At 48.8% G+C, this 19,041-nt stretch carries 23 protein-coding genes; 13 read left to right on the forward strand and 10 right to left on the reverse strand.

The genetic code is table 11. From position 1 onward, the window contains the following. The first annotated feature begins 45 nt into the window (after positions 1 to 45). Positions 46 to 1,131 carry a DUF2066 domain-containing protein gene (locus CWE22_RS01370; protein ID WP_169929612.1) on the forward strand — a complete coding sequence of 362 codons (1,086 nt, stop codon included), beginning with the start codon at positions 46 to 48 and terminating at the stop codon, positions 1,129 to 1,131. Continuing rightward, on the forward strand, positions 1,131 to 1,820 hold the full coding sequence (gene hda / locus CWE22_RS01375) for a DnaA regulatory inactivator Hda (protein WP_244595924.1): 690 nt from the start codon (positions 1,131 to 1,133) through the stop codon (positions 1,818 to 1,820). Before CWE22_RS01370 ends, hda begins: the two co-directional genes overlap by 1 nt. Position 1,821: 1 nt before the next feature. Here the strand turns inward: hda and CWE22_RS01380 are convergent, their stop codons facing one another. Genes CWE22_RS01380 through arsC form a run of 3 tightly spaced genes read right to left on the reverse strand, consistent with a single transcriptional unit; the run spans position 1,822 to position 3,165 of the window. Further along, complete coding sequence (locus CWE22_RS01380; RefSeq protein WP_169929614.1) at positions 1,822 to 2,208, reverse strand: DUF2069 domain-containing protein; 387 nt, start codon at positions 2,206 to 2,208, stop codon at positions 1,822 to 1,824. Positions 2,209 to 2,224: 16 nt separating this feature from the next. Beyond that, positions 2,225 to 2,806: an NAD(P)H:quinone oxidoreductase gene (gene wrbA, locus CWE22_RS01385; RefSeq protein WP_169929615.1), complete on the reverse strand. Its 582-nt coding sequence runs from the start codon at positions 2,804 to 2,806 to the stop codon at positions 2,225 to 2,227. Positions 2,807 to 2,811: 5 nt separating this feature from the next. Further along, positions 2,812 to 3,165: an arsenate reductase (glutaredoxin) gene (gene arsC, locus CWE22_RS01390; RefSeq protein ID WP_169929616.1), complete on the reverse strand. Its 354-nt coding sequence runs from the start codon at positions 3,163 to 3,165 to the stop codon at positions 2,812 to 2,814. Positions 3,166 to 3,213: 48 nt separating this feature from the next. Here arsC and CWE22_RS01395 point away from each other — a divergent pair, with 48 nt between their 5' ends. Beyond that, positions 3,214 to 3,681: a TlpA family protein disulfide reductase gene (locus CWE22_RS01395; RefSeq protein ID WP_244595925.1), complete on the forward strand. Its 468-nt coding sequence runs from the start codon at positions 3,214 to 3,216 to the stop codon at positions 3,679 to 3,681. On the opposite strand, the gene bepA is transcribed toward CWE22_RS01395, so the two are convergent. Beyond that, the gene (bepA, locus tag CWE22_RS01400; RefSeq protein ID WP_169929617.1) at positions 3,678 to 5,117 is read right to left on the reverse strand and encodes a beta-barrel assembly-enhancing protease; all 1,440 of its coding nucleotides are present in this window, start codon (positions 5,115 to 5,117) and stop codon (positions 3,678 to 3,680) included. The two genes, CWE22_RS01395 and bepA, sit on opposite strands and share 4 nt — an antisense overlap. 102 nt (positions 5,118 to 5,219) lie before the next feature. On the opposite strand from bepA, the gene CWE22_RS01405 reads away from it, so the two are divergent. After that, the gene (locus CWE22_RS01405; RefSeq protein WP_169930981.1) at positions 5,220 to 6,299 is read left to right on the forward strand and encodes an AI-2E family transporter; all 1,080 of its coding nucleotides are present in this window, start codon (positions 5,220 to 5,222) and stop codon (positions 6,297 to 6,299) included. Between the two features lie 21 nt (positions 6,300 to 6,320). Here CWE22_RS01405 and bcp read toward each other — a convergent pair whose 3' ends face one another. Then, complete coding sequence (gene bcp, locus CWE22_RS01410) at positions 6,321 to 6,785, reverse strand: thioredoxin-dependent thiol peroxidase (RefSeq protein ID WP_169929618.1); 465 nt, start codon at positions 6,783 to 6,785, stop codon at positions 6,321 to 6,323. Positions 6,786 to 6,938: 153 nt separating this feature from the next. On the opposite strand from bcp, the gene dapA reads away from it, so the two are divergent. The 3 genes from dapA to purC are packed head-to-tail and all read left to right on the forward strand — an operon-like array spanning position 6,939 to position 9,636. Further along, on the forward strand, positions 6,939 to 7,814 hold the full coding sequence (gene dapA / locus CWE22_RS01415; protein ID WP_169929619.1) for a 4-hydroxy-tetrahydrodipicolinate synthase: 876 nt from the start codon (positions 6,939 to 6,941) through the stop codon (positions 7,812 to 7,814). Positions 7,815 to 7,827: 13 nt separating this feature from the next. Then, entirely contained in the window at positions 7,828 to 8,895 is a 1,068-nt protein-coding gene (gene bamC, locus CWE22_RS01420) for an outer membrane protein assembly factor BamC (protein ID WP_169929620.1), read from the forward strand. A gap of 27 nt (positions 8,896 to 8,922) precedes the next feature. Beyond that, positions 8,923 to 9,636 (forward strand): phosphoribosylaminoimidazolesuccinocarboxamide synthase, encoded by a 714-nt coding sequence (purC, locus tag CWE22_RS01425; RefSeq protein WP_169929621.1) that lies wholly within the window; start codon positions 8,923 to 8,925, stop codon positions 9,634 to 9,636. Between the two features lie 112 nt (positions 9,637 to 9,748). Here purC and CWE22_RS01430 read toward each other — a convergent pair whose 3' ends face one another. From CWE22_RS01430 to CWE22_RS01445, 4 genes are read right to left on the reverse strand one after another with little or no spacing between them, the layout of a single operon-like run. Then, positions 9,749 to 9,874, reverse strand: coding sequence for a DUF2897 family protein (locus tag CWE22_RS01430; RefSeq protein ID WP_169929622.1), 126 nt, complete (start codon positions 9,872 to 9,874; stop codon positions 9,749 to 9,751). Further along, positions 9,862 to 10,596, reverse strand: a complete 735-nt coding sequence (locus CWE22_RS01435) for a M15 family metallopeptidase (RefSeq protein WP_169929623.1) — start codon at positions 10,594 to 10,596, stop codon at positions 9,862 to 9,864. The genes CWE22_RS01430 and CWE22_RS01435 overlap by 13 nt, the downstream gene beginning before the upstream one ends. After that, positions 10,590 to 11,717, reverse strand: coding sequence for a succinyl-diaminopimelate desuccinylase (gene dapE, locus CWE22_RS01440; RefSeq protein WP_169929624.1), 1,128 nt, complete (start codon positions 11,715 to 11,717; stop codon positions 10,590 to 10,592). The genes CWE22_RS01435 and dapE overlap by 7 nt, the downstream gene beginning before the upstream one ends. Beyond that, a complete protein-coding gene (locus CWE22_RS01445; RefSeq protein WP_169929625.1) occupies positions 11,714 to 12,097 on the reverse strand; it encodes a Spx/MgsR family RNA polymerase-binding regulatory protein in 384 nt (127 codons plus the stop codon). Before CWE22_RS01445 ends, dapE begins: the two co-directional genes overlap by 4 nt. A 236-nt stretch (positions 12,098 to 12,333) precedes the next feature. On the opposite strand from CWE22_RS01445, the gene yfbV reads away from it, so the two are divergent. Then, positions 12,334 to 12,735, forward strand: coding sequence for a terminus macrodomain insulation protein YfbV (gene yfbV, locus CWE22_RS01450; RefSeq protein ID WP_169930982.1), 402 nt, complete (start codon positions 12,334 to 12,336; stop codon positions 12,733 to 12,735). A gap of 14 nt (positions 12,736 to 12,749) precedes the next feature. Here yfbV and xthA read toward each other — a convergent pair whose 3' ends face one another. Beyond that, positions 12,750 to 13,559, reverse strand: a complete 810-nt coding sequence (gene xthA, locus CWE22_RS01455) for an exodeoxyribonuclease III (protein WP_169929626.1) — start codon at positions 13,557 to 13,559, stop codon at positions 12,750 to 12,752. Between the two features lie 176 nt (positions 13,560 to 13,735). On the opposite strand from xthA, the gene CWE22_RS01460 reads away from it, so the two are divergent. Genes CWE22_RS01460 through CWE22_RS01480 form a run of 5 tightly spaced genes read left to right on the forward strand, consistent with a single transcriptional unit; the run spans position 13,736 to position 18,973 of the window. Beyond that, on the forward strand, positions 13,736 to 14,803 hold the full coding sequence (locus CWE22_RS01460) for an alpha/beta hydrolase (protein ID WP_169929627.1): 1,068 nt from the start codon (positions 13,736 to 13,738) through the stop codon (positions 14,801 to 14,803). Between the two features lie 32 nt (positions 14,804 to 14,835). Beyond that, positions 14,836 to 15,939 carry a ferrochelatase gene (gene hemH, locus CWE22_RS01465; protein ID WP_169929628.1) on the forward strand — a complete coding sequence of 368 codons (1,104 nt, stop codon included), beginning with the start codon at positions 14,836 to 14,838 and terminating at the stop codon, positions 15,937 to 15,939. Beyond that, entirely contained in the window at positions 15,911 to 16,138 is a 228-nt protein-coding gene (locus CWE22_RS01470) for a hypothetical protein (protein ID WP_169929629.1), read from the forward strand. Before hemH ends, CWE22_RS01470 begins: the two co-directional genes overlap by 29 nt. Further along, the gene (locus CWE22_RS01475; RefSeq protein ID WP_169929630.1) at positions 16,131 to 17,606 is read left to right on the forward strand and encodes a phospholipase D family protein; all 1,476 of its coding nucleotides are present in this window, start codon (positions 16,131 to 16,133) and stop codon (positions 17,604 to 17,606) included. Before CWE22_RS01470 ends, CWE22_RS01475 begins: the two co-directional genes overlap by 8 nt. A gap of 11 nt (positions 17,607 to 17,617) precedes the next feature. Next, positions 17,618 to 18,973, forward strand: coding sequence for an MBL fold metallo-hydrolase RNA specificity domain-containing protein (locus CWE22_RS01480; protein WP_169929631.1), 1,356 nt, complete (start codon positions 17,618 to 17,620; stop codon positions 18,971 to 18,973). Positions 18,974 to 19,041 lie beyond the last annotated feature (68 nt).

Raw genomic sequence — 19,041 nt, forward strand, 5'->3', positions numbered from 1 at the left:
ATGATGAGCGTAGAAAGCTTGCCACTACGGATAATGAAGTTAAGCATGATGCAATTAAAAACCAGCTTAAAGACTCTCCTGTTAGCGTTGCTGTTGCTTTGGAGTAGCTCCAGCATGGCAGCAATTGAGCTCACGCAACTTTACCAACAGAGTGTTCCGGTGACCACTCAAAATGCGAGTGAGCGCACAGATGCTCTGCAAGCGGCACTGAAGGGGACCTTGCTAAAGGTTTCGGGCGACACGCAAGCGTTGAAACACGAAGCGGTGCGCTCCGCGCTCAACAACGTGCGCGATTATGTGGTTCAATACGGCTACCAACAGGACGAGCAACTCGTTCTGTGGGTGCAATTCGACGCGCAGAAAATTAATCGGTTATTGCAACAGTCGGGCTCGGGTGTGTGGAGTAATTTACGCCCGTTGATTCTGGTTTGGTTGGTCAGTGAGGATGAGCAACTCCGACGTGAACTGATTGGTAGTTCCGACGAATCTATTTTGACACAACAATTACGCAACGCAGCGCAAGAGCGCGGCTTACCCATTCGTCTACCGCTATTGGATTTGAACGATACGATGACTGTTGAAGTGGTGGATGTGTGGGCGCGGTTTGACGATCGAGTCCAATTCGCGAGTGCACGTTATCTTCCCGATGGTATTGCTATTGCGCGCGTCTACCAAGCAGATCCAACTTTACAAAAGGGGCGTTGGCAAGCTGACTGGTCATTAGATCTTGGTGAGCTTAAATGGCGCGGTGAAGTGTTTAGTGATGACCGTGATGAGATGGGTGAATTAATTATTGCAGCACTCACTCAAGAGCTGGCGCAACGTTATCGAATTGACTCGAGCGTTGAGGAAACAAATCGCTGGCGGCTTGCTGTTGATGGCGTGAATTCCCTTGAAAAAGCGATTCAGGTCGAACAATTGCTGCTGAGTTTACCGGCTGTTCAATCAGCACAACTAGTTGGTTATCAGCAACACCGAGCGGAGTTTGAACTATTGTTACAAACTGCTCCCGCACGGATCATGCAAGCCATAGACTTGAGTAAGTCTTTGCGTCCAGTAAATCAAGATCGCGCTGAAGAGTCGCTCGATGCGGCAACCATGATACCGCTTTACCGATGGATCGAGGATTGATGAATCTTCAGCAACTCCCGCTGGCAATGCAACTTCCCGACGCACACACATTCGCCACATACGTAACGGGTGAAAATCAAGAAGTCTTGGCGTTGTTACGCGAAAGTACTGAGCCATTTGTGTATTTATGGGGCGCGCATGGCGTTGGCAAAAGCCATTTGTTGCATGCCATGTGCGCACAACTCCATATTAATACGACTGCCATGTATGTGCCCCTGCGAGACCTGTTGGAGCAACAAGTGGAAGCCTCAATTTTACGGGGACTTGAGCAATTTTCCTTGGTATGTATTGACGATCTTGACGCCGTAGTGAATCAGCATGATTGGTGCTTTGAACTATTTGCTCTTTTTAATCGCATTCAAGACCGCGGGCAAACACGATTGCTCGTTACCGCCGCCATGTCTCCAACTCAACTGCCTGCGGCGATTCCCGACACGCAATCACGCTTGCAATGGGGGATTGCGGTACAGATCAAGGCGCTGCAAGACGCTGACAAGGCTCAAGCTCTGCGTCAACGCGCAGCTGCTTTGGGATTGCAATTACGCGATGAAACGGCCTCATTTATGGTGCAACGTTTAGGACGTGATATGGCGGAGTTGATGGCGACCCTCGCACAACTGGATCGCGCCTCGATGGCCGCACAAAGACGGCTCACAATCCCTTTTGTCAAACAAGTACTCGATATCTAATTTATTGCTGGTCTTTTAATTTGGGTAATCCCAAACCTAGTGCTCGGCCCTGCAAGCGAGCAAATGCCGTGCAACCAATAAACGCTGCCGTAGTAAAGAGTATTTCAACCAAGGCGAGTCCTCGTTGACTTGGCTCGATATAAAGCATGGTAAAGCCGTGCAAGAAGTACCACATCAAAATGAAGTTGGCCCACGCAAAGGTGTAGGGTTTGCCGCGCAATAATCCTGGCAGAGGAAAGAGCAGTGGCACTACCCAAAGTCCCAAGCGGAACCAAACGCTGGTGTCACTACCGGCATTACAGATGAGTTGCCAAACGAGCATTAAACCAAGCAGACCAAAGAAGTTACTGACTGCTAACGTTCGAAAAAGTTGAATTTTGTTAGGCATGTTTGCTGATCTCGTATTATCCAGAACGTGATTGAAGTTGTCGGGCTATCCGCGCCACTCGAGTTCCCAGAGCAACAGCTAAGTCACGCTCCACTGCACTGATGCCTGATCCCACTTTATCGGCGTGCTCGACATGGCTAGCGCCATATGGAGAGCCGCCTCCTGATGTTTGTTGCAGGCCGGGTTCGGTGTAGGGAATTCCACACAGAATCATACCGTGATGCAGCAGTGGAACAGCGAGTGAGAGTAGAGTCGATTCTTGCCCCCCATGCATACTGGAACTCGAGGTAAATACTGCTGCCGGCTTATCGACCAAGACACCACGCAGCCATTCCGTCGAAGTCCGTTCCCAAAATTGTTGCAACGCCGCCGCCATGTGCCCAAATCGGGTTGGACTGCCCAGTATCAGGCCATCACAAGTCCTAAGGTCATCGACATCAACAGTAAGATCGCGGCTACTTTTTGGCTCGCCAGGTCCTTCAACGGTTCTTAGAACCGCTTCTGCGCCAGCTTTTTCCACGCCCTGAGCAATGGCATCAGCCAGTTGCTGAGTGGCACCGTTGCGGCTGTAGTAAAGAATCAGAATACGACTGCTCATCGGCGTTACTGCACCAGTTCTAGAACCGCTTCGGGCGGTCGCCCAAGTCGAGCTTGATCACCAACCACAACAATGGGCCGTTCGATCAAACGCGGGTGTTCAATCATTGCTTGAATAAGTTTATCTTCGTCGTTCTCAGTGGCGAGGTTGAGTGCTTTAAACTCGTCTTCTTTTGAGCGCATTAGCTCCCGAGCAGAGACAAAACCAAGTTGGTTTAACAGTGTTTTGATAGCGTCGGCTTCGAAGTGTTGCTTCATGTATTCAATCACTTGAGGTTCAAATCCGTGTTCTTGCAATAACTGCAGGGTTTGTCGGCTTTTTGAACAGCGTGGGTTGTGATAAATCGTTACTTCGGTCATGCTATTGATTCCTATCTAACGTCTTTTATGTAGCTTAAGGGATTCACTATGCAATGTCGATTTGTACGCGGTTCTCGAAATTGGCTGACCGCAGCGACTTGTCTTTGGGTGATGGGTTGTAGCCCCGCTGCCGACTTTCATACAGATACCGCCGGACCGCAACAATGGGATCAACTCGAAGGCCAATATGTTGTCGTGAACTATTTTGCCGAATGGTGTGCTCCTTGTTTACGCGAGCTACCTGAATTGAATGAGTTTCACCATCAATACGGTGATTCAGTGCGACTCTTCGGTGTTAGTTTTGACGGTTTAAATAATGAGGCGCTGGCAACGTTGAGGACTGAGCAAGGTATCGAGTTTCCGTTGATTCAAAACGAACCATTCCCGAATTTGCCATTTGCTCAGCCACAAATGTTACCTGCAACATACATCGTAACGCCCGCAGGTCAGGTGAAAGGTCCATTACTGGGTGAGCAAACTTTAACCAGTCTGAAGCGAGTGACGGAGCTCGACTAGCGCATTGACTCTAATTCGCGCTTCTTCGCCATGAGTTGTTCCACTCGAGCTTGCAAGCGGCGACGCTCGAGGTCGGTACTGTTTTGTTTGTGCGCATTGTGTAAGTTGTTAATGGCTTCATCAAAGTTTCCATACAGCGCATATAAATAAGCACGTTGCTCATACATACCGCTGGAGTCGCCGACACGCTGATACGCGTTAGCGAGTAAATCGATTGCCGTCACGTTGTCAGGATCTCGGCGTAAATACTCACGCAATAATTGAATCGCTAAATCAGTTTTGTCGGCGGTCAGTGCAGCATTCGCGAAATTCATCGTGATCGTCTGTTCGTTTGGCATCCGCATGTAAGCTTTTTCAAGCAATGCCAGTGCCTCATCATAACGTTTCTGTGCCAGTAAAATATCGGTTTGAACATCTAGATAAAACGTATTCATGGGCTGCGCTGCAAGCAGAGGTGCTAAGGTCTTTTCTGCGGTTTCAGGCTCGTTGTTATCCAGTTGCACAATCGCGAGCCCATAACGCGCGGCATTGGCAATTTCGCTGTTGCTATGGTTTAACTGTGTCGTAAATGCGTTCGCGGACATGTTCTTTAAGTGACGTGCCTGAATGCGGTATTTTGCCAACCAGTAATGACTCTCATCACGATTGAGAGGACTGGGCAGTTGGTCTGCTCGCTGGCGCGTATCAGCGATTCGCGATTCGCTCAACGGATGCGTTAGTAGCATTTCTGGCGGCCGACTTGAGTACCGATATTTTTCAGCTAAGCGCCCGAAAAAATCTGGTGCCCCCTGAGGGTCAAAGCCGGCGCGAGTTAATACGTTGAGACCGATTCGATCCGCCTCTTGTTCAAATAGGCGAGTGTAGTTTATTTGCATTTGCTGCAATCCGCCGATAGCTCCTGATAATGCTGCCATACCTAAGTCAGGGCTCACCATCCCAAGCAAAATAGCGCCGATCATGGCACCGATTGAGGTTGCCGACCCTTGCTGCATATTTTCCATGTTGCGGGCTAAATGGCGTTGGGTGATGTGAGCGATTTCATGACCGATTACGGAGGCTAATTCAGACTCGGTCCGTGTTTCTACCATCAGCCCGGTATTCATGCCGACATACCCGCCGAAAAAGGCAAACGCATTGATTTCGTTTTGATTCACCCAAAAGAATGTGAACGGAAATCGGACATCATTCGATTCACGAACCAACTTCAAGCCTAGGTCACGCAGATATTCATCAAGTACAGGATCATTGACGAGTGGGGCAGTCGCGCGAACTTGGCGCATGTACATGTCGCCGATGGCTTGTTCGCGATCGACGGTCACCACGCTAGACCCTGCTGTACCGATGTCCGGTAGACGGTTTTGTGGAGTTGCGACAGCGGCAAAGGTGATTGCCAATAAAACTGCGCCAATGAGAGTTTTTAGTGAGGTGTACTGCATGCCCGAACCATTCCGAATTGGTCTTCTTATGAGTAGCGTTCTGGTCAAAGGTTCCCTATTATGTGCACATCCATTTGCCATGTACAACGGAGTTCTGGCGTCATGTGGGAATATCTCAAGAACTGGTATCAGCGAAAATTTTCTGACCCTGATGCGGTCACGTTATTTTTGTTACTCGCTATTACGTTTTTACTGATTATTTTGTTCAGTGGCATCTTAGCTCCCATTCTGGTCGCCATTTCCCTAGCCTATTTACTTGACTGGCCCGTTTTGCGTCTGCAGAAAGCGGGAATGCCACGACTGACCGCAGTCTCTACGGTATTTGCAGTTTTCATTGCTCTGAATGTGGCCTTAATTTTATTTTTAATGCCGGTGATTTGGCAGCAGTCGGTGGCTTTATTGGGTGAATTACCGCAAATGTTCGTGCAAGCTAAGTTGCTACTCAATCGACTGCCGGAGCTCTTTCCTGGTTATGTCAGCGAACAGCAGATCGCCGAGTTTGTTGAAACCACGACGAATCGAGCGTTATTGTTCGGCGAGACTCTCCTTGGTCAATCATTGAATCGTTTGATCGGGGTCATGGCACTGCTGATTTATCTAATCGTAGTGCCGTTGTTGATATTCTTTATGCTGAAAGATAAGCACCAATTACTCCGCCATTTAAGTAGTGTATTACCCTACAATCGCCGCTTAATTGCGCAGGTAAGCGGTGAAATGCACTTGCAAATTATGAACTACATTCGCGGTAAAGCGATTGAAGTGGTTATTGTCGGCGTAGTGACTTATATCGCTTTCGCAGCATTCGACTTACGTTATGCAGCTTTACTCGCGGTTTTGGTCGGTTTATCTGTGCTCATACCCTATATCGGTGCCGCAGTCGTGACCTTACCGGTATTCCTGGTGGCGCTATTCCAGTTCGGCTGGAGTGCGATGTTTGCGTATGTGATGATTGCCTATTTGATCATTCAGGCGTTAGACGGAAACTTATTAGTGCCACTACTCTTCAGTGAGGCGGTGAGTTTACACCCCGTCTATATTATTGCGGCAGTATTGATTTTCGGTGGCTTATTTGGCTTCTGGGGCGTATTTTTCGCAATTCCTTTAGCTAGCCTCGTAAAAGCAGTGCTGACGGCGTTATCGAGCGATAAAAAAGAATCGACAACTGCGCAGGGCGGTGAATAACACCGCCCTGCATTGAGGTCGCTACGCGAGTGCTGCCAGCACTACTTCATGGTGATCTTTTGTTTTGAATTTATCAAAGACTTCAGCCACCGTCCCATCTTGATTGATGAGAAAACTAATACGATGAATGCCATCGTATTCTTTACCCATAAATTTTTTCGGACCCCAGACGCCAAACGCATCCGCAACACTGTGATCAACATCACTAAGTAGGGTGAAATTGAGGTTATCGCGTTCTGTGAATTTTGCTAAGCGCTTGGGTTCATCTGGACTAATGCCAACAATCTGCACACCGTGTTCAGCGAACGCCTGCGCGTGGTCGCGAAGCTGTTGCGCTTGAACGGTGCAGCCAGGTGTCATGGCTTTCGGATAGAAGTAGACCAACACGCGTCCTTGTTTCAGCAAGTCGGTTAAAGCGACGTTTTCACTATCAGCATTGGGTAATTCAAAATGCGGTGCTTGAGCACCCGCTTCGAGCAATTTCATAACAACTCCTGTCCAAACTAAGGTCAATTCAGTGCATCGATCATAGGGAATCTGTAAACCGCTTGCAAAGCCAAGTAACTCTGCGGGTTTGCCCCTTGTGTTTAGAGTACGGTAAAAGTACCATTGTGGACTTATTGGGAGATGGGGGAAAGCATGTTAACAGGCAGTATTGTTGCGCTCGTGACGCCGTTTACGGATAAAGGCAATGTCGACTACACGCAGTTACATGAACTCGTAGATTGGCATGTGGCTGAGGGAACTGACGCAATAGTGGCCATGGGCACGACCGGTGAATCGGCAACCATGAGTCATCAAGAGCATGTTCAAGTGGTGAGTGCGATAACTGAGCTGGCAGCAGGGCGCATAGCGGTGATTGCCGGAAACGGCTCGAATGCCACTGCGGAAGCAGTCTATCTAACCGAACAAATGAATCATTTGCCGTTGGCAGGTTTTCTCAACGTAAATCCCTATTACAATAAACCGTCATTGCGCGGACTCATTGAACATTATAAAGCTTGCACTGAAGCCAGCGATAAACCCCAACTGCTCTACAACGTTCCGGGTCGTACGGCGGCAGATGTGACGCCTGATTTCGTTGCGGAACTCGCGAGCATTCCCAATATTGTCGGGATCAAAGAAGCGACGGGTGATTTGAGCCGAGTTGAGCAATTACGGCGTGTGTGTGGCCCTGACTTTATTTTGCTCAGTGGTGATGACCCAACCGGATGCGAGTTTATGTTGCGTGGTGGCCAAGGAGTGATCAGTGTGACAGCGAATGTTGCGCCACGAAAAATGAAAGCGATGGTGGATGCTGCTCGCGCCGGTGAGCAGGCTATTGCAACAGCATTAGATGCAGAGTTAGCTGCTCTGCATGAAGCGATGTTTGTACAAGCCAATCCAATTCCTGTTAAGTGGGCGCTGTCATTAATGGGAAAAATGCAACCCAATTACCGATTACCGATGACGCCGCCGGAACTTCCAGAGCAACAGCACATCGAAGACACACTAAAACAAGCCGGAATTTTATAACCGCGGAGTCGTAATGAAAGAGTATGTACGTATTTTAACTTGCCTGAGTGTAGTCGTTGCGAGTGGGTGTAGTTTCACCCCGCAAGAACAAGCAGACGGCGGTTTTGAGTATACTGAAGCGCAATTGACGAACGGGTTAAGACCGGCTCCCAACAAAGGTTTGCCTGCACCGAGCAACCGTTTTGAAGTTCCCGATGTTGACGGTAATTTGCCAGTCGGCCCTCAGGTTAATATCCAAGCCCCTGTGCTAGTCCGTCCAACGGCTGCAGGGAGTCGAATTGATGAATCGGAGCAACGTGTTCGTATTTATTTTGACGAGCTCGAAGATATGTCGAATTTGTCTTCATTCGTATGGGAAGGTGTGACCAAAGCGTTGAATCAGCGCGGTGTTCCTGTTGTTACGGCAGTGCCAGAGCAACGTCTGGTCACAGGTTCGGTGCGCAGTGAACGCGAAGTCTCGGAAGATGAGTTAATGCTCGTTACGGAACGTCAATTTGAGATCACGCAAGAAACACCTGATCACGGTCGTACAACCGCTATCGAAGTGACTGTCCTTGAGAGCCGCGAATCTGGCGCTGGCGCAGGTCGCCAACCGTCTGTGATTGCGGATAGAAATGCAGCTGCGATGCTGTTAAACGATATTGTCAATGAAATTGCGATTGCGCAGCAGGAAAACCGAATCTTTAATCGTGCTAACCAAGAAATTAATGCAACTGCAGGATTCAATGCGGATGGCTTCCCAGCCATTGTTGTTGAAGCTGATTTTGATACCGTTTGGGCATTAATGGGCCAGTCTCTGCCTGAATTGGGTTTTAGTATTGATGACTTGAATCAATCGACCGGTCAGTACTTCACTGAGTACTCAAAAGGTGCAAAAGGGATGTCGAGCTTGGCATTCTGGCGTGATGAAGTGGAAGGCAAGTTAGATATCGCTGACGGTGATTATATGGTGCGAGTGACCGGAGATAATGAGACAACTACGGTAACTTTCCACTATAATGACGAGCCGTTGTCAGCTGCCGAAGTGAATCGCATCTATGCGCCAGTTGCTGCCACGTTACGCCGTCAAAATAGCCTATAAATCGTCTGCTTGGAGATTAAGTCGCTCATGGAAAAACGTAGTGAATTGTACCGGGGAAAAGCTAAAACAGTCTTTACGACCGACAACCCGGAACGCTTAATATTGCAATTCCGGAATGACACCTCCGCATTCGATGGAGAGAAGGTTGAGCAGCTGGATCGAAAAGGTATGGTGAATAATAAATTTAATAATTTTATTATGGCCAAACTGGAAGCCGCTGGTATACCTACGCAGCTTGATCAAGTGCTCAGCGACACGGAAACCCTAGTTAAAAAATTAACTATGATTCCAGTCGAGTGTGTGGTTCGAAACTTCGCCGCCGGTTCATTAGTACGCCGCTTAGGTGTGACTGAAGGGCAAGCGTTGAATCCACCGACTTTCGAACTATTCCTGAAGAATGATTCGCTCCACGATCCAATGATAAACGATTCCCACGTGGTTTCGTTTGGTTGGGCGACAGCCGAACAACTCGCTCAAATGAAAGCACTGACGCTGCGTGTGAACGACGTATTAAGCAAATTATTCGATGCTGGCGGTATGATGCTGGTGGACTTCAAATTAGAGTTTGGCGTCGACGCTGATGGTACGATTGTCCTCGGCGATGAGTTTAGCCCTGATGGTTGTCGCTTGTGGGATAAAGAAACACGTAAGAAATTGGATAAAGATCGTTTTCGTCAAGGTTTAGGTGGTGTGGTCGAGGCCTACGAAGAGGTAGCCGCTCGGATTGGGGTACCACTGTAAAACAGCGTTACTAGTTACTAGTTACTGGTTACTGGTTACTAGTTACTAGAGAAGCGATATTTGCTAGTAGCCAATAACTAGTAGCCAGTAGCCAGCAGCCAATAGCTAGTAGCTAATCGTTTTTGTCTTCCGGATGCCGTTGCTTCAGTGACGGCATTTTCATATGTGCGGTGTGTTTGAGGAGCATGATATTGCCAATCACCACACCAAATACCAATGCTAAAATTAGCCAAACCATACATCATTTCCTGTGCTATCAGGGTGGCAAATTGCATCAATGTAACGCTCTTTTATGTCATCGAGTCGTTCCACTACATAGTCATAACCTTCCATTTCAAGTCCCATTTGTTGCGCCGCAGTCATTGCTTCTTTTAATGTTTCAGTTGTTAGCTGAGGAAGGTAATCCAGCGCTAACGGCGCGTAACTGAGGTGCCAAGGTTCGCTGGCGACTCCACCGAGATAGCGAGCGTAAGGAAAGAAAAAACCAAAGTCTCGGGCATGATGGACTAGCCACTGGTAAGCGCTGAAACAGGGACCACCCTCGCTGTATTCCGCAATGGTTAGCTCTAAAGGTGGATGATCGGGTTGGGCAAAAGGACGAGGATCATACACATCAAAGTCGGTACCCCAGTGGTGACGACTAGCACCCGGCAAGGCCGACCACGTCAAAATCGCTTCTAACTTTTCACCAGAGTTCATTTGACTGGCATCTAATCGGTCGCCGCGGTCATTGTAAAGCGGTGTGTCGCCACGATATTTACGATTCCAAATGGCTAACTGACGTGCATAGTCTCGAAAGCCAGAGGCAATGGCGATTGTCACGCCTGATTCCGCAGCTGCTTGCTGCATTGATTGCCATGCAGTCACTACAATGGGTTGTAAACGTGGGTTCGGTTCGTCATCAGCAATCGTGACGACGTGCGTATCCTCCAGACCGGTCAATTGGCGAGTGCTTAACATAGCAAATGCTCCAAGATTCGCTCGTAGACTAACGCCAGTTCTTCGAGGTCGGCGGCACGTACGCATTCATCAACTTTGTGTATGGTTGCGTTCACTGGGCCCAGCTCAATGACCTGTGCGCCAGTGGGTGCAATGAAACGACCATCGGATGTTCCGCCTGCTGTGGATAGCTCTGTGTGTCGTCCAGTGACCTCATAAATGGACGTTTGCGTTGCCTCGAGCAACTCACCAGACCCGGTGATGAACGGTTCACCGTTCAACTTCCAGTCAATAGCATAATCCAGCTGATGCGCATCAAGAATATCAATGACACGTTGTTGTAATTCGGGTGCTGTGACTTCGGTGCTAAAGCGAAAGTTAAAACTAGCCTTCAGTGTCCCGGGGACGACATTGCCAGCGCCTGTTCCAGCATGGATGTTGCTGATTTGAAAACTGGTGGGTGGAAAGAAGCGATTACCATCGTCCCAATGCGCACCTGCAAGCACGCTGAGCGCCGGCATCGCCTGGTGTACCGGATTTTTTGCTAAGTGAGGGTAGGCGACATGACCTTGAATACCTCGAACACTCAGCTCACCACTGAGACTTCCGCGGCGGCCATTTTTGATTGAGTCACCCAGTTCAGCAGTACTGGATGGTTCACCGACCAAAGCCCACGTGATTTTCTCTTTGCGCGCTTCGAGGGTTTCAATAACTTTGGGTGTGCCGTTTATAAATGGCCCTTCTTCATCACTGGTGATAAGAAACGCGATACTGCCTTTATGATTTGGGTATTTTCGGACAAAATTTTCTGTGGCGATAACCATCGCGGCAAGACTGCCTTTCATATCGGCAGCTCCACGTCCATGGAGATACCCATCAGCCAATTCGGCTGCGAAGGGAGGATACTGCCAACTCTGTTCATCACCGACAGGCACTACATCAGTATGGCCAGCAAAACAAAACACGGGCTCTTGGGTACCTCTGCGGGCCCATAAATTCGTGGTATCAGCAAACACCATCGACTCTAACTCAAAGCCTGCAGTGCTGAGCCGAGCGCCGATTAACGTCTGGCAGCCTTCATCGACGGGTGTTATCGATGGCCGCTGAATCAGTTCGCGAGCGAGTTGAATCACATCACTCATGCAGTTTGAAACTCCTGCGCCCAAACGGCTTCTTTGAAGCCGATGACAAATGTCTCTGGTTTAGTTGCTGCAATAGGCGTCACTAATGGACGTTTCATCAATGTCGGATGCAGTTGCAGCAAGTTCACAACAGCCTCGCTCGATGCGAGTTGTTGTTCCGACTCGCTGAGTCCGCGCCAGCTCGTGCTCCGCTTATTGATAATAGCTTCAGACCCAACCAAAGTGACTAATGCCTGCCATTGCTCTTTGCTCAGTGGTTGTTTGCGAATGTCATGAAAACTATAGGCGATACCATGCTGGTTCAGCCAACGCTCGGCCTTTTTCACCGTGTCACAATTTGGTATTCCATATAGTATTGGTTGAGAGGTGTTTACTACCATTAGACTAATGCTCGTGTCGTGAATTGGTTGTGATAGAGTTAAGCCTCAAGCAGAGGCACCCCTGCATTGTGACAAAACCACTGTGAATTCTCCACAGTTTATGTGGATAACTCTGTGGGTTAGCTGGTTTAAGTGCGCTAAATGCATGAAAATATTAGTTATATTTGAGTTGATTGAGAAGTGTTCAGCTTGTTCAATTGTGCATCTGTCAAGTCATTATTGGTGAATTATTTGTGATGTTTCGAACCTTCAAAGATGGGCAACACTACGCCAAAGTTTGGCCACGCCATGCAGTGGTTGCAGCGTTTACCGAATCTACCGTAATTCCAGCCGTGCACATGGCAACACGTTGGATGCCCGCACTTGCCGTGATCAATTTTATGGTGCAGTGGCAACTACAAGGGCAGGAGCTCTTGCCGCAAGCCATAGTGACATCGCTGTTTCTGCTCTCGCTACCGTTACAAGGCTGGTATTGGCTCGGTCGGCGGTCACGCTCACCACTGACGCCGCAATTGCGAGCTTGGTATACAGATTTGACACGTAAGCTCCAGTTGCAACCAAAACCAGAACCGTGTTATTTGGACTTGGCGAAAATGGTCAAGCGCGCTCTGGATGAACTGCCGCCTGACCAGCATTAAGTCATTGCTATCGATTAGGCACTAAATGTCGACCAAACTGGCGCGTGGTCGGAAGGTTTTTCAATACCGCGCAAATCGTAATCAATACCGCTATCGATACATTTTGCCGCTAATGTTTCAGTGGCTAATATAAGGTCAATACGGAGTCCGCGATTGTCGTCAAAGCCTCGTGAGCGATAATCAAACCAGCTATATTCCTCTTTCGGCTCTGCCACAAACTGCCGGTAGGTATCGGTCAATCCCCAAGCAAGAAGATTATTCAACCACTCTCGTTCTTCTGGAAGGAATGAACATTTACCGGTTCGCAGCCAACGCTTCGCGTTGTCTTCACCAATGCCAATATCACAGTCTTGGTGAGAGATGTTGACATCGCCCATCACAATGACCGGATCCGTTGGCTTTAGATGACTTTCAACATAGTTCATGAGGTCAGCGTAAAACTTCTCTTTCGCAGGAAACTTGGTCGGGTGGTCGCGACTTTCGCCTTGTGGGAAATAGCCATTCAAAACACGCACGGTATCGCCATTGTCAGTGACATAGTCTCCCATGATCATCCGTCGTTGAGCATCGGCATCATCGGTCGGGAAGCCATATTGCGCATTGCGTAAAGGCTTTTTGCTCAGCAGAGCCACACCGTAATGACCTTTTTGACCGAAGTGCAATACGTGATAGCCCATCGCTTCAACATCCGCTAATGGAAATTGATCATCGTGTACTTTGATTTCTTGCAGCCCAATAATGTCTGGCTGGTGTTTATCGATGAGCGCCTGAAGTTGATGCAGTCGAGCGCGAATACCATTGATGTTAAAAGAGATTACTTTCATTTGATGCTCAAATTGATAGGAATTTAACGATGCTTAAGCATAACAAATAGACGGCAGCGGTGCGACTCTCAAGATCGCTATTCAAGCGGTGGAAGAGGCTGCCAATCTGATTCTATTTAAGTATACTCAACCCATACAAAACAAAGCAGTACGTGCACTAACTGTGGGATGAGAGCATGGCAAGCGATTGGCTTGAAATTAGAGCAGGGCGGCAAGCCTATGAGCGAATTCAGGAAGAAGGACTTCTCCCTAACTCCATTGAACTGCTAATGGGAGCATCCGGTGGACCTAAGTGGTTTATTCTACAAGGACTCGATAGGTACTTATTCGGTGAGTTTTTTGCCGACCGGCAACAACCTTTAGATTTGCTGGGCACGTCCGCCGGTGCCTGGCGATTTGCCAGCTTGGGGCAGTTGGACCCAGTAGCCGCGAGTGACTTATTTGTTCGGCTATACAGTTCGCAGACGTATAGCGAAAAGCCAGATGTGCAAGAAATTACTGATGAAGCGCGCAAGCTCCTGCATGAGTATGTTCCGGATAGACAAGTTGAAGCTATTCTGCAGCAAGATCGATTCCGTCATCATATGATTGTCGCGCGCTGTAACGGTTTGACTGCCGTTGAGGGACGCCGCCAACTGCTGGGGTTGCTGGGTTCCGCTGCAGCAAATACCGTGAACCGTCGCTGGCTTGGACGGTTTTATGAGCGAGTCATCTTTCATCATCCGCAGTCTACTGCCGCCTTTAGCCGCGGCTGGCAGGATATGCCCACGTCTTATGTACCATTGAGTCAGGACAACTTTAAATTGGCGTTGTTGGCGACTGGCTCAATTCCAATGGTGATTGCTGGTGTTGAGAATATTCCGGGGGCGCCGCCAGGTATGTATCGCGATGGCGGCATTACAGATTATCATTTTGACGTTGATTTGAGTGCAGTGGATGGCCTGGTGCTGTATCCCCATTTTCATCGTGAAGTGGTACCGGGTTGGTTTGATAAGCGTCTAACCTGGCGTAGAACCACAGGAAAACACTGGCCTAATGTGATCTTTATGACGCCGAGTCGCGAATTTATTGAGTCACTGCCCTATGGCAAGATTCCAGACCGTACCGACTTTGCCAAGTTGGATGCTCAAACACGTTTTGATTATTGGACGAAAGCGGTTGAGCAAGGGCGACGAATGGCCGAGCAATTGCATGAATGGATTGCGACCGATGCCATTCGGGAAAAAACGAAACTGTGGCTGTAATCCGTGTATCCAACGATGTTTAAGGAACAATAATGGCGTACCAAGGTAGTCCCAAATTTACTCACCATCAATGCGATAAAATTGGCGTGCTAGTCACGAATTTAGGAACCCCGGACGCACCAACGACATCAGCTTTGCGAGCCTATTTAAGACAGTTTTTATCCGATCCTCGGGTGGTCGAAGTACCGCGATTCATTTGGTGGCTCATTTTAAATTTGATTATTTTGCGGATCCGCCCGCGGCGTTCTGCTGCTGCATATCGGACTGTGTGGACGGAGCGAGGCTCGCCACTTTTATACCACACAGCCGATCAAGCTGCCGGTATTCGGGCTGCGTTAGAACGCAAATATGGTGATGATGTGGTAGTCGAATTTGCGATGCGTTATGGCAATCCGTCCATCTCTAAAGGATTGCAGTCCCTCTTTGATCAGGGGGCGCGCAAGTTAGTGGTGTTACCTTTGTATCCGCACTACTCAGCAGCGACGACCGGATCAACGTTCGATGCCATTGCACACGACTTTACGCAACGTCGCTGGTTGCCAGAATTTCGTTTTATTAATCACTACCACGACCATCCTGCCTACATCAAAGCGGTAGCTACGAGCATTCAGCGGCATTGGGACGAGCATGGGAAGCCGCAAAAGCTGATCTTGTCGTATCACGGAGTGCCACTTAAGTATCTCTTGAAAGGTGATCCGTACCATTGTGAATGTCACAAGACATCGCGTTTGATCGCTGAGCATTTGGGATTGGAAAAAGATGCCTACATGACCACCTTCCAATCACGTTTTGGTCGTGAGGAATGGTTGCAGCCCTATACCGACGAAACATTAAAACACTTGCCTGAGCAGGGCGTTCATTCGATCCACGTCGTCTGTCCAGGCTTTTCGTCGGATTGTTTAGAGACCATTGAAGAAATCGGTGAAGAAAACCGTGAGTACTTCATGGAAGCGGGTGGTAAAGAGTACAGTTATATCCCAGCTCTCAACGCGACTCCTGAACATATTGACGTTTTAGTCCAATTGATTGAAAGTAATCTTCAAGACTGGCATCTTGATCATAATGAAGACCAACGTCACGCATTAGCCAGTGCTATGGAGACAGAGCATGAGCAACGAAAAGGGCGATCCAACTAACGCGCGAGATCGCACGTATGCGGTATCGGCAAATCGGCATCGCGCTCAGCATAAACTGCGCTATGTTGAGATGTCTGCAGCTGCCGAAAATGGTGAATGTCGCTTGTGTAAAGGCGCTATTGTTCCACAAGAGCCCGGGGAAGGTGATACTGATTTAGCCGCACGAGAACAAGCGAATACCTTGACTAACCATGACTAAACCAGTCGCTGCAGACTTGGACCGATCATTACAAGCGGCCGCTCGGGCCGCTTCTAACGCACATCCTGATGAAACCGGAGTCTATTTGTTGGATGATGGTCAGGATGCCTTTGCTGCGCGGATGTTGTTAGCCCAACAAGCTCAACACACGCTCGACATTCAATACTACATTTGGCGTCACGATCGCACGGGGACACTGCTCTTTGAAGCTATCCATGCTGCAGCTGAGCGCGGTGTTCGCGTGCGGCTTCTCTTGGATGATCACAATACTGCGGGAATGGATCCCTTGTTGATTGGTCTGGAGAGCCATCCCAATATCCAAGTTCGGTTATTCAATCCGCTTCGTATTCGCTGGCCACGTGCGTTCAATTATCTGACCAATTTCAATCGCGCGAATCGGCGTATGCATAATAAGGCGTTTATTGCTGACGAAAGCGTGCTGATTACTGGCGGGCGTAACATCGGTGACGAATACTTTGGTGCAGCTGATGCACTCTTATTTGCTGATTTAGATGCACTCATGGTTGGCCAGGCAGTTCAGCAGATTCACTTTGAGTTTGAAGAGTACTGGCGGAGCCCAGCGACCACGTCTGTGCGTAAATTATTTACGTTGCGTAAGCCTGAACATTTGGATGAACTCTCTCAAAGAGCCCAGCTTGTTGAACAGGACCCGGCAGCACAGAAATATATTCAAGCGATTCAGCGATTACCGTTACTACATGATCTGATTCATCGCCGTGTTGAGTTTACCTGGGCGCAAGTTAACGTCGTCAGTGACGATCCAGCTAAAGGCTTGGGGCAGGTGCATGGTCGTGAATTGTTGTCGAACCAGTTGCAAAGCGCGATTGGCATTCCAAAGCGGCAACTCACCTTAGTGTCTCCTTATTTTGTGCCGACGTTAGCGGGTTTCTCAGAATTACAAAAGTTAGCTCAGGCTGGCGTGAATATGACTATTCTTACGAATTCGTTGGAGGCAACCGACGTTGCTATTGTTCACGCAGGTTATGCAAAGTGGCGCAAAGGCATGTTAAGGGCCGGAATTCGATTATTTGAATTGCAGCGCCAGACTGTTTTGTCGCCGCGCGCGCGCCGTAAAGAGCGACGAGAACGACTTAAAGGCAAAGAGCGGATTGGTCAAGCCGCATCGAGTCTGCATGCGAAAACCTTTACGGTTGATAAGATACGCGTGTTTATAGGTTCCTTTAATTTTGACCCGCGCTCGATGCAATTGAATACGGAGTTGGGGGTTGTTATTCATAGTCGCTCACTGGCGGAACGAATTCACCAGCGCTTTCATGAGGAAGTTGCTCGGTACGCCTATGAACTTAGATTAAATGGAAAGCGACTAGAATGGATTGAGTTTCTTGGAGATTCCACCATTACGCATACACGTGAGCCGGGCGCCTCTATTTGGCGGCGGCTGAGTTCAATTGTGTTGAGTTGGTTACCCATCGATTGGTTGTTATAAGGACTACACGAATGCGATTAGTTTATCTAGGTGGTGCGGAGACAGTGACGGGCTCGAAATACCTGCTGGAAACGGCATCGACGCGGATCTTAGTGGATTGCGGCCTATTCCAAGGCTACAAGTGGCTCCGGCAACGCAACTGGCAACCGCTGCCTCTCGGAATTCAAGATGTTGATGGCATTGTATTAACCCATGCGCACCTGGATCATTCCGGTTTCATACCTGTGCTCTACAAGCATGGTTTTCGCGGTCGCATTTATACTCATGAGGCTACCGCTGACTTGTGTGGAATTTTGTGGCCGGATAGTGGACGTATTCAAGAGGAAGACGCTAAGTTCTACAAGAAGCATGGGCTGAGTAAGCATGAGAATCCCGAACCACTCTACGATGAGGCCACTGCGAAAGCCGCACTGGAATTATTGGAGCCGGTGGCTTTCGATCAACCGTTTCAAATTGGTGATATTGATATCGTTCTGCAGCCAGTCGGCCATATTCTTGGAGCGGCGAGTGTCATCGTGACTGCTGAGGGCAAGCGTATTGGCTTTAGTGGCGATGTGGGACGGCCCGACGATATTCTGATGAAAGCACCCAGACCGCTCCCTGAGGTTGACTATTTATTGCTAGAGGCTACCTATGGCAATAAACGACACGCGGCAGAAGATGCATGGGAGCAACTGCAAGCCGTGGTTTTAGAGACAGCGCAGGCGGGTGGCGTTTTAATGATACCCAGTTTTGCGGTCGGCAGAGCGCAACTACTACAACACATGTTGACAGAACTGATGGCGCAAGGGCGAATTCCCAAATTGCCGATATTTCTAGATAGCCCCATGGCAATTCGAGCGTCATCCATTTATCAGCGGCATCACGAATATCATCGATTGTCAGCGGCACAATGTGATGCAGCAGAAAGTCAGGTGATTTACTGTCACAGTGTTGATGAGTCGAAGGCGATTGCCAACCAACATGGACCGCACATTATTATTGCCGGCAGTGGGATGGCGACAGGCGGACGTATCTTGCACCATTTTAAACGTTGGCTCAGTGATCATCGCGCCACAGTGTTGTTCTCTGGACATCAGGCAGGCGGTACCCGTGGAGCCAAAATGCTGCAAGGAGCGGAGAGAATTAAGGTACATGGCGACTGGATCGAGGTTCGCGCCAAGTTAAGACAGTTAGAGGGCCTATCGGGGCACGCAGATTTTGTCGAAATAGGTGATTGGCTAGCAGCGAGTCAGTTACGCCCTGAAACCAAAATACAACTGGTTCATGGCGAACCTGATGCTCTAGAGTCACTTTCTGACTACCTGAAGCAAAATACTCGATTTGACATCAGCATAGCGCCCTACATGGGAGTGGAACACTGGTAGTGTGGTTGGCAAGCGGTTTGAAAATTCAAGCATTTATGCCTAGGGTTACTTAAACCCAAAAGGAGAAC

The sequence above is a fragment of the Pseudidiomarina aestuarii genome (assembly GCF_003987355.1).
Classification (GTDB): Bacteria; Pseudomonadota; Gammaproteobacteria; order Enterobacterales; family Alteromonadaceae; genus Pseudidiomarina; species Pseudidiomarina aestuarii.